Here is a 15,183-nt window from a genome sequence, read left to right on the forward strand (position 1 = left end):
CTTCTGCATCAGCTTTTAATTTTTGAAGTACCATTGCTGATATTTCTTGTGGAGTGTATTGTTTTTCATCTATATTTACTTTATGGTTTGTTCCCATTTCTCTTTTAATAGACATTATAGTTTTATCTGGGTTTGTGATTGCTTGTCTTTTTGCAACTTGACCAACAAGTCTTTCACCGTCTGCAAGGAAAGATACTACTGATGGAGTAGTTCTAGCACCTTCTGAGTTTGGTATTATAACTGGATCTCCACCCTCCATAACTGATACACATGAATTTGTTGTTCCTAAATCGATTCCTATTATTTTTGCCATTATATTTTCCTCCTAATAATCAAATATTTTTTTATCTGTATTTATATAACTTAATATATTAAGCCACACTATTTATATTATTAAATAATTTTAATTTGCTACTTTTACCATACTGTGTCTTAACACTTTATTTCCTTTTTTGTATCCACTTTGGAATACCTCTACTACTTGGTTTTTACCTATATTTTCATCTTCCACATGCATTACTGCGTTATGGAAATTAGGATCAAAGTCTCCTTCTGATGGGATTTCCTCAACCCCTAATTTTTCTAGAGATCCACAGAATTGGTTAACAGTCATCTCAATACCCTTTTTTAAATCCTCTGCATTACCATCAACAGAAATTGCTCTTTGCAAATTATCTAAAACAGGTAACATTTCCTTTAAAACATCTGTACATGCTTCTGTATATATATTTTCTTTTTCTTTAATAGTTCTTTTTCTGAAATTGTCATACTCTGCTACTGTTCTTAATAATTTATCTTTCAAAGAATCAATTTCTTCTTTCAGCTCTTTATTTTCAGCTTTGCGATTTTTAAACATCTTCATCTCATCTTCTTTTTCCTCTTCCTCGTCTACATTATTTGACGAATCTTCACAAGGTATTTCATCACACTCACACTGAGTGGTTTCAAAAGATTCATTTTCTAGTATTTCTTCCGCATTACTTTCAACTGACTTATTATTTGTTTCAATACTTTCTTCCATATTATTTTGCAATGCACTCTCCTCCAATCTATATGATTATATTATTAATTTTATGGCAGATAACTTCTACCCAAAAAGCTTTTGTTTAAGGATGATATATTTTAGAAATATTTTTATCTATTTCTTTAACCACAGTATCAAGAACAGCCACAACTTTGTCATAATGAATTCTCGTTGGCCCTATAACTCCTATAGTTCCCATAATGTGACCATTACAGCTATAGCTAGCAGTTATTATACTACATTCCTTAGCACATTCTACAAAGTTTTCTTGACCAATACTTATATATATAGGTTCCTTACTTCCTTTGCTTAAGATTTCATTTAAGTTTTCCTCATTATTAACAAGCCCTAAAAAAGCTTTAGCCTTGTCAATATTGTTATATTCAGGATAGTTAAATATATTGGTAGCACCTTTTGTATAAATCTCGCTAGAATCTCCTAAAACTAAAGTCTCATGAAGTACCGGAATTATACTATCAAATATTTCTTCATATCCCCTTAGTTCATTTTTTAAATTCACAAGAAACTCTAAAGTTATTTGTTCTATGCTAATTCCTACAAGTAGTCTATTTAAAGCATTATTTACATTTATCAATTTACTATCATCTACTGGATTTGTTACTCTAATTGTATTGTTTTTTATGTTACCATTATCCGTTATAATTGTAGATAATATTATATATTTTTCTATTGCTAGTAACTTTATAAACTTTATACTAGACTTTTTAACTGATGCCATTTTAACTACTGAGGTTAACATAGTCAGATTTGAAAGAATATCAATTGCTCCTTTAACTATACTGTCTACTTCACTAAGTGATATACCTTTTAAATCATGTATTATTGTCTTATTTTCTTCTTCTGTAAGTATTGTAGGTATCATAAGCCTATCTACATAAAGTCTATATCCCTTGTCTGAAGGACGTCTTCCAGAAGATGAATGTAGCTGTTCCAAGAAACCCATTTCTTCAAGATCTGCCATTTCATTTCTGATGGTGGCTGAACTTATTCCTAAGTCATACTTTTTAGATATGGTTCTTGAACCTATAGGCTCTCCGTAGGTTATATAATCGTCTATGATTACCTGCAAGATTTTTATCTTTCTTTCATCCATCTCCATATCATCACCTCTTTGTTAGCACTCACTACTTACGAGTGCTAATGACTATATTTTAAAAATATCACTTATCAGATTTCTTGTCAATACCCTTCACAAATTATTTACAAAATGAATTCTGCCATAACCTGATTGCTAAGTTCTATTCCTCTGGCTGTAAGAAATAATCTATTGCCATCAACCTTAAGCATCTTCAATGTTATATACTTTTCTATAACTTTATCATACTTATCAAATATAGAAATTTTAAAACGTTCCTTAAATATATCTAAATTTATTCCTTGAATTTTTCTAAGTCCTAAGAAAATAAACTCTTCAATTTCATCTTTTTCTAGATTTCTATATTCCTCAACTATTGCTGTTTTTTTATTTTTCATCTGCAAGATATAGGATTCTATGTTTTCTTCATTTTTATACCTAATTCCATCAATATAGCTATGGGATGATGAACCACATCCTATATAATTTTCTAAATTCCAATAAATTTTATTATGTTTACAGGCTAATCCATTTTTTGCAAAGTTTGATATTTCATATTGATCATATCCATGTTCTTTTAAAAATTTTATGGAGCCCCCATACATATCTCTTTCCATATCTTCACTTGGCAGAATCAACTTATCTTTTTCATATAAATCAAAGAATTTAGTTCCTTCCTCAATAATTAAGCTATAACAGGATATATGCTCTGGATTTAACTCTACAACCTCTTTCAAGGTTTCCATCCACTGTGATAATGTTTGGTTTGGAAGTCCAAACATTAAATCCACATTAATATTTTCAAATCCCCCTCGTCTTAACATATTGTAACTATTCTTAAAATCTTCTAAAGAATGAATTCTTCCTAAGGACTGAAGATGACACGTTTGAACAGCCTGAAGTCCCATGGATATTCTATTTACACCCATAGCTTTGAATATATTTAGTTGTTCTTCATTAAACGTCTTTGGATTTCCTTCTATAGTGAATTCAAATCCGTCCTTTACTATATTTAATTTACCAAGGGTTTCTGCTATAATTTTCCAACCTTTCAAACACAAATAGGTGGGAGTTCCCCCACCTACAAATATTGTGCTTATAAATTTTCCGTGGCATGAAATCTCTATTTCTTCACTTAAGGCTTTTGCATATTCAACCATCAAGTCCTCTTTACCACTAAAGGAAGGAAAATCACAGTAATGACACTTCATCTTACAAAATGGAATATGAATGTATAATCCTACTGTTTTCATTTAATTTCTCCCTATTAATCTACTTTTAATACTGCCATAAATGCTTCTTGTGGAACTTCAACACTTCCAACCTGTCTCATTCTCTTCTTACCTTCTTTTTGCTTCTCAAGAAGTTTTTTCTTTCTTGATATATCTCCACCATAACATTTAGCAAGTACATCTTTTCTCATAGCTTTTACAGTTTCTCTAGCTATTATCTTAGCTCCTATAGCAGCTTGAATTGGAATTTCAAACATCTGTCTTGGAATTATCTCTTTAAGTTTCTCTACCATAGATCTACCTCTATGGTATGCTCTATCTGCTGGTACTATCATAGATAGTGCATCAACTATATCTCCATTAAGTAGTATGTCTAGTTTAACAAGTTGAGTTCTCTTATATCCTTTAAGTTCATAGTCAAAGGATGCATATCCTCTAGTTCTTGATTTTAAAGCATCAAAGAAGTCATAAACTATCTCATTTAAAGGAATATCGTAATTAATTACAACTCTTGTTTCTTCGATATACTGCATATCTATGAAGCTTCCTCTTTTTTCTTGGCATAATTCCATAACTGTTCCAACATAATCTGATGGTGCAATTATTGATGCCTTTACTTCAGGCTCTTCCATATATGAAATTTCTGTTGGGTCTGGAAGATTTGTTGGGTTTGTAATCTCTAAAAGTTCTCCATCATTTTTCATTACCTTATATATAACTGATGGCGCTGTAGTTATAATGTCTAGGTTAAATTCTCTCTCTATTCTCTCTTGGATTATCTCCATATGAAGTAATCCTAGGAATCCACATCTAAATCCAAATCCTAAAGCTATAGATGTTTCTGGTTCAAATGATAGTGCAGCATCATTTAATTGTAGCTTTTCTAAAGCTTCTTTTAAGTTTTCATATTTAGCTCCATCAATTGGGTATATACCACTGAACACCATTGGTACAGCAGGTCTATAGCCCTCTAAAGCTACCTCTGCTGGTCTGTTTGCTTCTGTAATTGTATCTCCTGCTCTAGCATCTTTAACATTTCTAATTGCTGCGCTTAGATATCCAACGTCTCCTGCTCTAAGCTCTGCAACCTTTAAAGGACCTGGCGTGAATACTCCTACTTCTGTTACATCATAGATTTTCTTAGTGTTCATAAGCTTTATTTTAGTTCCTGGCTTTACAACACCATCAAATACTCTTATATAGGTTACTACACCTTTATATGTATCGTAATAAGAGTCAAATATCAAAGCTTTTAGTGGAGCTTCTTCGTCTCCCTCTGGTGCTGGAACCTTTTCTATAACTGACTTAATTACATCTTCTATGTTTAATCCAGTTTTTGCAGATATTAATGGTGCATCATGTGCTGGAATTCCAATAACATCCTCGATTTCTTTTTTAACTTCCTCTGGTCTTGCACTCTGAAGATCTATTTTATTTATAACTGGAGCAATTTCTAAATCATGATCTAAAGCTAAATAGCAGTTAGCAAGAGTTTGTGCTTGTATTCCTTGCGTTGCATCTACAACTAGTATTGCACCCTCACAAGCAGCTAAGCTTCTTGATACCTCATAATTAAAGTCTACATGCCCTGGAGTGTCTATAAGGTTTAGTATATATTCTTCTCCATCTTCAGTTTTATGTATTAATCTTGCAGCTTGAGCCTTAATTGTAATTCCTCTTTCTTTTTCAAGTTCCATATTGTCTAATACTTGTGCTTCCATCTCTCTAGCAGTTAAGGTACCAGTCTTTTCAAGTAGTCTATCTGCCAAGGTTGACTTACCATGGTCTATGTGTGCTACTATAGAAAAGTTTCTTATGTGTTTTTGTCTGTTAGTTTGCATCAAATTACCCCCGTAAATTTATATATTAATTATTCACTAATTTTTAAATTAACTCAATTCTTTTAGAAATTTTAACACCTAGTTTATTTTATATTCCTAAATTATTTAATCTCTATTTTTATTAATTGAAGTTATTTTTTATTATTATCCATTGTATAAATAAATCAAAATAAATTATACCACAATATTAAGGCTGATTGTCAATATTGTTATATTATTATATTCTACTAGGGTTTTACTAACTCTTTGATAGAATCACCTATTACCGATGTACCTCTTACAAATCCCTCAAATGCATCACCATTAAAAATTATATTAAATTCTCCTACATTCAAGGTGAGTTTTATTGGTTCCTCGCTATAGGTAACATGAAAACTTGAACTTTCTCTTGTAACCTTTGGTAATGTTAGGTTAACTTTTAATATACCATATATCATAAATATTAATGAAATAACAACTACAATTTCAGCTATACCTTTACTTATAGATCTTGAATCTATCATACGCTTCCCCTTTCTCATTGTTTAATTGAGTAACTTCCACTGACCCAAAGTAAAATAAACAAAGAAGTACCTCACATTAATGATGTACTTCTTTGTTTATTTTTATTCATAAGTGAGCCTCTAAATCTATGATTTAGCTAGGCGAACTTACTCATTTGAACGCATGTGAGAAGGAGTTTCCTTTTAACCCTTTTAAATCTATGATTTAGCTAGGCGAACTTACTCATTCGAAGGCATGTGAGAAGGAGTTTCCTTTTACCCCTTTTAAATCTATGATTTATTTACTGTTTAAATACTGAGCAAATACTTTACTCATATATTTCATAGAGTTTTTAGCCTCCTGTAATTCATTTACATCTGCTCCAACCTCCATGAGTATTGCATTGTCACTTAAATCCTGGTTATAAAATAAAATACCTCCATGGTCATAAGCTATAATGCCTCTCTCTCTATATAATCCAGGATAAAGATTATTTGCTATATCAACTATGGATTTAACATTATTTATATGCTGAGGATATTTAGGGTCCTGCATTGTTGTTACTAAAACAAGTCTAGCAACATCCTCTCCATTTATGTTTCCAGTAATATCTTCCTTTTTAGGACCACCATCTCTATGAAGGTCTATTATTAAATCAAACTCTCCATAACTACTTATATTTTTACTTATAGTTTCTCTAGAAGCATGATAAGCTCTATTATAATCAGCCTTATCATGTATTGTTTTATCATGGACAACTGTAAAGCCTAACGTTTCTAGTTCAGAAGTAAGAACATCTCCCACTGCTGCTACAGTAGTAGATAAACCATCATTTCCTTCTGCATATGCTTCATTAGTATGAGTATGATATATTAATATCTTCTTTTTAGAATTATCCTCAGGATTACCAACTACGTCTACCCCTTCTTCAAACTTATTTATATCCGTATCCTTTAATTGAAATGGATTTATAACAATATTTTTAGCTATGTCAGCATGCTCTTTGACTTTTGCTATATCATCTTCATCCTTAAGATTTTTTTCATCTAGAAAACTTAGTTCTTTTTTTACTATATCCAAAGGATTCAATGTAAAATTCCCTATAAAACTAGTATCATCACTATTCGTAGGAGCTTTTAGTGCACTAACATTATTACCTATAAGGTCCATAAAAAAACTTCTCCTTGTAGCATCTTTATAGATTTCATTATCTTCTGCCACCGTTGGTGTAGAAAATAATATTGATATTACCATGGTTATTGCCACAATGGTGAGTATACTTCTTGCATAGTGCTTACCAAAATTTGTCGTCCTTTTGTTTTTCAATTTATCCCCTCCTGTTAAAATTTCCATAAGTATAATTATTTAATTTAACTTATTTATATGAGGGGTATATTTAATTTATTACATCTTCTTCAATGTACAAAAGATTAATTTAGGTATGTATTTATATCATCTAATGTAAGAGCTGGTTGAAGTGATATATTTATACCGTTTGCAATAATCTTAGACACACTATCTATTACCTTATCAATATCTTTAGGGGTTACTACCAGACCTCCTAAGGATGGATCTAAAACTTCTCTAATTAAAGCTTGTTTTTCATCTTTATCTACGTCCTTTAGCATGCTATAAAATGCACTTCCCTTTGTAGATGACTTAATTAAATTTTCTAGTACTAGGTCAATAGTGTCATTAGCAATTGTTCCTGCATCTACTACTGTTGGTATCCCTATAGCTATTACAGGAACTCCTAAGGTTTTTTCACTGAGTTCCAATCTTCTATTTCCAATTCCAGCTCCTGGTGATATGCCAGTGTTACCTATTTGAATTGTTCTATTAACTCTTTGAGTTCTTCTAGAGGCAAGAGCATCTATACATATTACTAAACTTGGTTTTACCCTATCTACTATACCTTTTATAATCTCACTTGTTTCCATCCCAGTAAGCCCTAATACTCCTGGAGCTATTGCGCAAACTGGTCTAACACCTTCATCGATATCATCTGGCACATATTCCTTTAAATGTCTGCTAACCATTATCTTAGATACTACTTTAGGACCTACTGCATCTGGGGTTATGTTCCAGTTACCTAACCCTACAACTAAAGCTGTCATATCCTCCTGTAAGTCCACAAGTTTAGTTAGTTCCTTGGCCATGACTTCACTAACATCAATTATTCTTTGCCCATCGTAGTAAACAAGCTCTGGGAATTCAAGGGTTACATATTCCCCCTTAGGTTTTCCTATGATTTCTGCTCCACTTTCACTTAATATCCTCACCCAAGATACTCTTACGTTATTGTCTATATACTCCTCGGATTCGATTCCAGAAATTTCGCCCTCGTTACCCTCACTATAAATCTCCCTAGCTTCTAATGCTAAATCTGTTCTCACACTATACACTATTTCTTCTGTTTCTTTTTCCTTACATTTATGATGAAACTTTCTTTTTTTATCTACCATTATTACACCTCATTTATAGGATTTTATTATAATATTAATATATTGATAATTTTATATATTTATCTTTTCCCAAATTTTTTTTCATATACTTTCATTGTTTCATAATTGTAATGTATAACTAAGTTAATACTATAAACTCAATAACAATAAACATTCATTATTAAAACCTATTTCCTTAGCAACAATGTTAATGTTATAGGTAAATTCTACTTGAAGTACATATAATTTAATGTTATAATAGCTTTTGTTATATGAAACTCGTAAGCAGACTTCCCCAAAGCTGCTTTTGAGATATGATAAAATTACAAGGGGGTGAATTAATAATGGCAAACATTAAGTCAGCTAAAAAAAGAATTAAAGTTACTCAAGCTAAGACAATGAGAAACACTATGATAAAGTCTTCTCTAAAAACAACTATAAAGAAATTTGAAACTGCTATAGCTTCTAACGATGCTACTTTAGCACAAGAAAACTTCAAATCTGTAGTTAAAGCACTTGACATGGCTGCTTCTAAAGGGATAATACATAAAAACAAAGCAGCTAAGAAGAAATCTAGATTAGCAGTTAAGTTAAACGGATTATCTGCTTAATAAATAAACCGGTGAAATTCACCGGTTATTTGTTTTTTTGCACTTACTCCACCTAACATACGTGAGGCGGAGTTTTTTTTAAATCCCTTCTACCTATTCATCATAGTTCTTACCATGAGCATTTCAATGGCATTCTTATTATCTACAGATTTACTCTTTATCTCAACCTCTGTATCAAGGCATAGCTGTAGATTTTTTCTTAAAGCATTTTCCGAAAACTTTTTGCTTTGAATTATCATTTTATCTGCAATATAAGGATTTAGGTTATATTCCTTAACTATAGCTTCTTTTTTTATACCATTTCCTACTTTCACTCTTATTGAAAATAGAAGTTTGAATTGACGCTCTATCATGGCTAATATCTTAGGTGGCTTTTCTCCCCTATAAATTAGCTGATTTAAGGTGTCTATAGCATTTTTTATATTTCTCTCTGACAGATAAGACACTAAATTAAATATATCACTTTCCTTTTCATAAGGTGCCATCTTCATTATATCCTCTTTAGTTATTTCCTTATCCCCTGTATATAAAATCAACTTTTCTATTTCATTATTAACTATACTCATATTATTTTCAATTATTGAACAAAAGTATCCAAGCTCACTTTTTCCTATATTCTTTCCCTTTTCTTCAAATAAAGATTTAACCTTACCTTGAAATCCCATACCTTTTAACTTGTCTATTTTTACTATCTCACAGACATTTTGTAGTTTTTTCACTTTACTACTAAGTTTCTCCCTATCATCTTCAAAGACATAGTACATTACTAATATGGTATAAGGTGGTATAGTCTTTACATAGTCTCTTAACTCTTCTATCCCCTTGCCTTTATCTTCTTTTTTACTATCCCTTAAAAAGTTTGCTCTATATATTTCAACCATTCTATTTTCACTCATAAATGGTATAGTTTCACAATTATTTATTAAAGAATCTATATTGAGTTTATCTCCCTCAATCCTGTTATAATTAAAATCTAAAAAATTCTCATCTATTTTTAAATCTTTTATTCTTTTAATGGTAGTTTTTATAAGTCCTTCATCTGAACCACAAAATATATAAAAATTCTTTAACTTATCTTGTTTAAGATCTTTTTCGAATTGTTCTAAAGTTATCACCCTGTTTTCCTCCACTCTTAGATACCCATTACTTATTCTCATATATTAATGAATATAGTTATGATACACTTTCCCATTAATAATCTTATAGGTTTCATAATAATGACCTAATTTAATGGTATCTTTTTTTCTAATTTTTATTATATCATAATTTTTATACCTTGAAGAATATTCATTAACACTGCAACATATAGAGCTATCTTTATTATAATCCTCACTACTGCTGTTTTTATCCCTAAAAATCTTTGTACTTTTGTCTTTATAGTTAAGATTAACAACCATTGAACCATTATTAACTTCTACATCTACAGATTGATTTTTATTTAGCTTTATATTAATTTTCTCCTCAAATTCATCATATATTCTATCCACATCTCCATAATCTTCATATACATATTTTAACTTTACCTTCTCAGAACTTACCATTATGTTCCTATCTTTATAATTAATATGTACAATGTCAACATTCTTACCAGCTATAAAATTTATCTCTGGAAAAATTATATACTGCTCCTTTATTACCAATATCATTAAAGCTATAGGAAGATACTTAAGTGAATTCACACCCTTTCTTATAAGTAAGTAGCTTAAATATAAAACTAGTATCATAACCCCTTCTATATATGTGAATGAAAAAGGCATGGGTATTATGCTCATTAGCATTTCCTCTATAGTTCTTATTATTAGTAATATTGGATTTAACATAGTTGCTATAAAATTAAACATTACTGGAATATTCATAAATACAAGCAATACATTTCCTAGGACTACTAAAAATGTATAGAAAGGTATTAGTAATATATTAGAAACAATACCACCAAGACTTACTGACTTAAATCTTAAGATTATATAAGGCATTGTAAATAGCAATGAACTAACAGTTAAACTCACTGACCCAGCTATAATATCGGGTAACTTATAAATCCATCTTCTAACCTTTTTATTCACTGTAAATATGCCCAGAACCGATAAAAAGCTAAGAGAATATCCTATATCTAATATATAATATGGATTTACAATAAGTAAAACAAAGGCTGCAAATGCCAAGGCTGAAATCCCTTCATACTTCTTTCTCACCTTTGTACTTAGCACAAGTAAAGCTATCATTATAAAAGCTCTAATTGTAGATGGTTTTCCACCTGTAAAAATTACATAGAAAAATAAAACTATAAGAGATATCTTATATCCTATTACTCCCTGAAGCACTTGATAAATTATTGAAACATGAAGTCCTGATACACTTATTATGTGAGATATTCCTAGGATATTAAATTCTTCTCTTTTATCATAGTCAATATAACTAGAATCTCCAGCACTAACTGCTAGTATTATTGCAGCTCCTTCCTCATCTGTAGCTTCTAGGAGCTTCTCATATAAATTATCTTTTAGCTCATATCCCTTATAAATTAAATCCCTCTTTAATGGCTTATACTCTGAAACAGTGTAATCACCTATAATCCCCTTCTCGTAATTAATATTACTATTAAATTCACCCTTTAAAATATATTTTCTTCCTAATTCGACTTCCCCATCTTCTATAAAAATATTTATTCTTTTATTATTATAGCTTCCAATATAATATCCTTTTCTCGCCTCTACAACTCTACACTCCAAATAATTTGAAGGCTGTGACCCATTAAAGTATAGATAACAATTTAAAAATGACAACAACAAAAAACCTATTGTCACTAAGGTCAAATAGGGTTTAAAATCTTTTTTCAATAGAATTATATATATTAAAATCAATCCTAGAGCTGGCACAATTCCCATATAACTATAAATAAAATACAGCATTGCCCCAAAGAGTACTCCTAGGTATAACTGAACCATTGGTCTATCCATAACATCACCTGGTAATATTATAGCCATGGTATAATATTGTAATTCATTTTAATTGTAATTACTTTAAATATATAATATTTATTTATCATTCTTGTAATTTTAGAACAATTATGCCCATCCAATAATAGCCTTTTTATTTGTCTACTACTTATAAAGATAAAGTAAAATATGAAGGAATTTTACAGTACACATAGAATTAGTATACTGCAAGGGGGAATGAGTTATCTTGAAAAGATTAGTTATGTCAAAAAAAATAGTTATTTTAATTCTACTCATTGTTATTGTAATTGCAGTACCTTTGACTGTATACGGATACACTAACTACAACTTTAACAAATTGTATAATAGTGGAGTCCATCAATTAAACAATGAAAATTTTGAAGAAGCAATAAATGCTTTCAATGGTTCTCTTAAATATAAGCCTAAGAAGAAAGAACTGATTGAAAATAAGGTGAATTTAGCAAAAGAACTTAAAGATTCAAAAGCAGTATTTGATTCAGCTATAGCATTAGCAAATGAAAAAAATTATTTGGAAGCAATAGATGCTTTTAAAACAGTTAAAAATACAGATGTGAAGAGGTATAGTGACTCTCAAAATAAAATAAAAGAGTGTAGTGACAACTATATTAAAGAAAACTTAGATAATGCAAAAGATGAAGCCACTAACAAAAACTATGATAAAGCTATTGCTTATTTGGACACGATTCTAAAGTTTGATAATAGCAATAAAGATGCGCAAGATCTTAAAGATGAATACAATAATATAATCCAACAGATAGCTGAAGATGCTAAAAAGGCGGAAGAAGATAAAATTGCTACCGAGAAAGCAAACCTTGTCGCACAAAACACTGTAGAAACTACGGGTAGTACAAATGTCGAATTTACGGATAGTACAACTGTAGAAACTACGGGTAGTACAAATGATTCAAGTGAGGGTGATATAGTTAAATCTAATAATGACTTGTCTATCACTCTCAATGGAGGTGCTGATCCAAATCTTGGGCGAATAATGAGTCTAAGATTTGCTGGCGTTAACCCACAACCTTTTGGAATCGCCTTTGATGTAGTTCAAATGGGGTTCGGCTACGACATAAACTATGACATCACATTTTATCTAGTAGGAAGAACTGTTAAATACAGCGGTAAGACTTCATCAGAGTTTGTGCAACTGACTGCTAATGGAAGTGAGGTGCCAAAAGGAGAAAATATAAAGATTGTTATTGATTTTAATGTAAATGGGAAAACATATACTACTACTGGTTATAGGGTATTAAATAATCTTTATTAAATTATTATTTATATAAATATTTTTAGCAACTTATAGGAACCATTGGTTCCTTTTTCCTTATACAAAAAAAGTTTGACCATACTAGCAACTAGTATAGTCAAACCCCTTGATATAATTTATTTGGCGGGAATATGTGAGAATCGAACTCACCCGTCGTGGTCTTAGCACGGCAACTCGGTTTTGAAGACCGGCAGGCACACCAGCACCTATCTACTCCCATATCTATATGTATTATAATACCTAATAAGTTAAAAATCAAGTATTATATATTATAATACTTGATTTTCGCTGTTATTAATATAAAATTCTGTCGTTTTCTACACGTTTTGTGAATTTTATGCTATCTAAATGTTCTAATATTGCTATGGCATACTTTCTGTTAGTTTCAAGTAGTTCTCTAGCAGTAGCTGCTGATATAGAGTTATTAGTATTAATATAACTCCTGATAATTTCCTTAGCTTCTTCATAATGTCCCTTTAAAAGTGTACATTCCTCATTTAACTTTAATAAAGTCTCATCATCTAGTAAAAGGTCATATACCATTTTAAAGCCAGCCTTATCCTTCTCATCTTGATTTAAGTCTGTGTATTTAGGTGGCGAGAACTTTAGTTCCTTAAATTCATTTACGATTTTTTCTTTTATTCTAGTTTGATCTTTAGTAAGAGTTACATTAAAATCATATAAAGATATAAACTTTTCACTAACTTTTATAGTTTTTCTATCTAGGAGAAGATTTAAGATATCATCATAATTTCTTTGTTTTAACTTTTTAGTGAAAATTTTATTTTTAACTTCTTCCTTAGACATACCAAATTTCAATGGATTCTTTTTATGAAATTCTTCTAAGAGTTTCTTTAACTCTTTACTTCTTTGATTTAAAAATTCTCCATGGATAAATATATCACTATCAGCACCATTCAATTTTATTACTATATTTTCTGATACTAATTTGTCTAACTCTTCTTCTATATTCTCCACATTCTTTCCTAAGCCCTTTAATATAGCTAGAGCATCTGGATAGGTATCACTAAGGTTTTTTACCGTATTCTCAAGAATATTAGTTGTTTTTCCACTTTCCTTGAGTTCTAATTCTTTTATATATTCTTCTGTAACTTTTTTAGATTTCTTAGCATTAGGTTCTATAATTGTTCCTCCAGCAATTGTTGTCATGGGAGAATAACTTCTAATTATATATCTATCATTTCTTTGAGCCGTTATTGGTTTTTCCAATCTAAGTTGTACATATGCCCACTGTCCAGGTTTAATTTCTTCCCTATCTAATGGAACAATTCTACAAAGAATCTCTTCTGTACCATGATATAATCTTACTCTTTGTCTGTTTACTATTGGTTTTTCTGCAGTCTTTATGTGGTAGAGTTTACAATCTATTATTAAGGATGGCTCCATAATGCCTTCTTTAGCAACCACATCGCCTCTTTGAACATCAGCAACCTTAGTGCTTGCAAGATTAATTGCGCACCTTTGCCCAGCTTCTCCAAGTTCAGAAGGAATATCATGGACTCTTATACCTCTAACTTTAGCTTTAACTCTAGATGGGTATATTTCCACAGTATCCCCAATAGCTACCCTTCCACTTATAATAGTTCCAGTAACTACAGTACCAAATCCACTTATACTAAAGGACCTGTCTACAGGTAACCTAAAATGACCTTCTGTATCCTTGGCCTCAACCTCTTCAGTGATTTCATCAATATCTTTTATTAAGTCCTCAAAACCCATTTTAGTTTTAGATGAAACTGAATGAATTGGAGAGTTTTCTAAAAAGGTTCCCTTGAATTCATCTTTTATATCCTCTTTTATCATTTCAAGCCAATCGACCTCTACTAAATCTGATTTTGTTAATACAACTATCCCTTTTTTAATGCTAAGTAGCTTTAAAATTTCGAAGTGTTCTCTTGTCTGTGGCATTATCCCTTCATCAGCAGCAATTACAAGTAAAACTACATCTATACTACTTATTCCCGCTAACATATTTTTTATAAATTTTTCATGGCCCGGAACATCAATTATTCCAGCTCTTCTACCGGATGGTAAGTCAAAATATGTAAATCCTAAATTTATGGATATCCCTCTATTTTGCTCTTCCTTTAAGGTGTCAGTTTCTCTTCCTGTAAGTGCTTTTATCAATGTAGTCTTACCATGATCTATATGTCCTGCTGTACCTATAATTATATGCTTCATATATC

At 30.7% G+C, this 15,183-nt stretch carries 13 protein-coding genes and 1 tRNA gene; 2 read left to right on the plus strand and 12 right to left on the minus strand.

Annotated elements, in window-relative coordinates; genetic code table 11:
- The 8 genes from RSD37_RS04915 to gpr form a co-directional block, all read right to left on the minus strand.
- Positions 1-313, minus strand: a 313-nt coding sequence (locus RSD37_RS04915) for an Hsp70 family protein (protein ID WP_346945593.1), incomplete at its 3' end; no start/stop codon positions are given.
- A 90-nt stretch (positions 314-403) separates the two neighbouring features.
- Positions 404-1,033 carry a nucleotide exchange factor GrpE gene (gene grpE, locus RSD37_RS04920; RefSeq protein WP_346945594.1) on the minus strand — a complete coding sequence of 210 codons (630 nt, stop codon included), beginning with the start codon at positions 1,031-1,033 and terminating at the stop codon, positions 404-406.
- Positions 1,034-1,106: 73 nt separating this feature from the next.
- Positions 1,107-2,138 carry a heat-inducible transcriptional repressor HrcA gene (gene hrcA / locus RSD37_RS04925; protein ID WP_346945801.1) on the minus strand — a complete coding sequence of 344 codons (1,032 nt, stop codon included), beginning with the start codon at positions 2,136-2,138 and terminating at the stop codon, positions 1,107-1,109.
- Positions 2,139-2,245: 107 nt separating this feature from the next.
- The gene (gene hemW, locus RSD37_RS04930) at positions 2,246-3,373 is read right to left on the minus strand and encodes a radical SAM family heme chaperone HemW (RefSeq protein ID WP_346945595.1); all 1,128 of its coding nucleotides are present in this window, start codon (positions 3,371-3,373) and stop codon (positions 2,246-2,248) included.
- Between the two features lie 14 nt (positions 3,374-3,387).
- A complete protein-coding gene (lepA, locus tag RSD37_RS04935; protein ID WP_346945596.1) occupies positions 3,388-5,193 on the minus strand; it encodes a translation elongation factor 4 in 1,806 nt (601 codons plus the stop codon).
- Positions 5,194-5,420: 227 nt separating this feature from the next.
- Complete coding sequence (locus tag RSD37_RS04940; RefSeq protein WP_346945597.1) at positions 5,421-5,696, minus strand: hypothetical protein; 276 nt, start codon at positions 5,694-5,696, stop codon at positions 5,421-5,423.
- A gap of 277 nt (positions 5,697-5,973) precedes the next feature.
- Positions 5,974-7,002 carry a stage II sporulation protein P gene (locus tag RSD37_RS04945; protein WP_346945598.1) on the minus strand — a complete coding sequence of 343 codons (1,029 nt, stop codon included), beginning with the start codon at positions 7,000-7,002 and terminating at the stop codon, positions 5,974-5,976.
- 104 nt (positions 7,003-7,106) lie between these two features.
- Positions 7,107-8,081, minus strand: a complete 975-nt coding sequence (gene gpr, locus RSD37_RS04950; RefSeq protein ID WP_346945802.1) for a GPR endopeptidase — start codon at positions 8,079-8,081, stop codon at positions 7,107-7,109.
- A gap of 383 nt (positions 8,082-8,464) precedes the next feature.
- Between gpr and rpsT the strand changes: the two genes are divergently transcribed.
- A complete protein-coding gene (gene rpsT / locus RSD37_RS04955; RefSeq protein WP_346945599.1) occupies positions 8,465-8,731 on the plus strand; it encodes a 30S ribosomal protein S20 in 267 nt (88 codons plus the stop codon).
- An 89-nt stretch (positions 8,732-8,820) separates the two neighbouring features.
- Here the strand turns inward: rpsT and holA are convergent, their stop codons facing one another.
- The gene (holA, locus tag RSD37_RS04960) at positions 8,821-9,846 is read right to left on the minus strand and encodes a DNA polymerase III subunit delta (protein ID WP_346945600.1); all 1,026 of its coding nucleotides are present in this window, start codon (positions 9,844-9,846) and stop codon (positions 8,821-8,823) included.
- Positions 9,847-9,891: 45 nt separating this feature from the next.
- Entirely contained in the window at positions 9,892-11,688 is a 1,797-nt protein-coding gene (locus tag RSD37_RS04965) for a ComEC/Rec2 family competence protein (protein ID WP_346945601.1), read from the minus strand.
- Positions 11,689-11,914: 226 nt separating this feature from the next.
- Between RSD37_RS04965 and RSD37_RS04970 the strand changes: the two genes are divergently transcribed.
- Positions 11,915-12,976: a hypothetical protein gene (locus RSD37_RS04970; RefSeq protein WP_346945602.1), complete on the plus strand. Its 1,062-nt coding sequence runs from the start codon at positions 11,915-11,917 to the stop codon at positions 12,974-12,976.
- 121 nt (positions 12,977-13,097) lie between these two features.
- Here RSD37_RS04970 and RSD37_RS04975 read toward each other — a convergent pair.
- Both RSD37_RS04975 and selB read right to left on the minus strand, forming a co-directional pair.
- Positions 13,098-13,194, minus strand: a tRNA-Sec gene (locus tag RSD37_RS04975).
- A gap of 76 nt (positions 13,195-13,270) precedes the next feature.
- On the minus strand, positions 13,271-15,178 hold the full coding sequence (gene selB / locus RSD37_RS04980; RefSeq protein WP_346945603.1) for a selenocysteine-specific translation elongation factor: 1,908 nt from the start codon (positions 15,176-15,178) through the stop codon (positions 13,271-13,273).
- Positions 15,179-15,183 lie beyond the last annotated feature (5 nt).

Origin of the sequence: Clostridium sp., from assembly GCF_036646415.1 — a bacterium.
Classification (GTDB): Bacteria; Bacillota; Clostridia; order Clostridiales; family Clostridiaceae; genus Clostridium_J.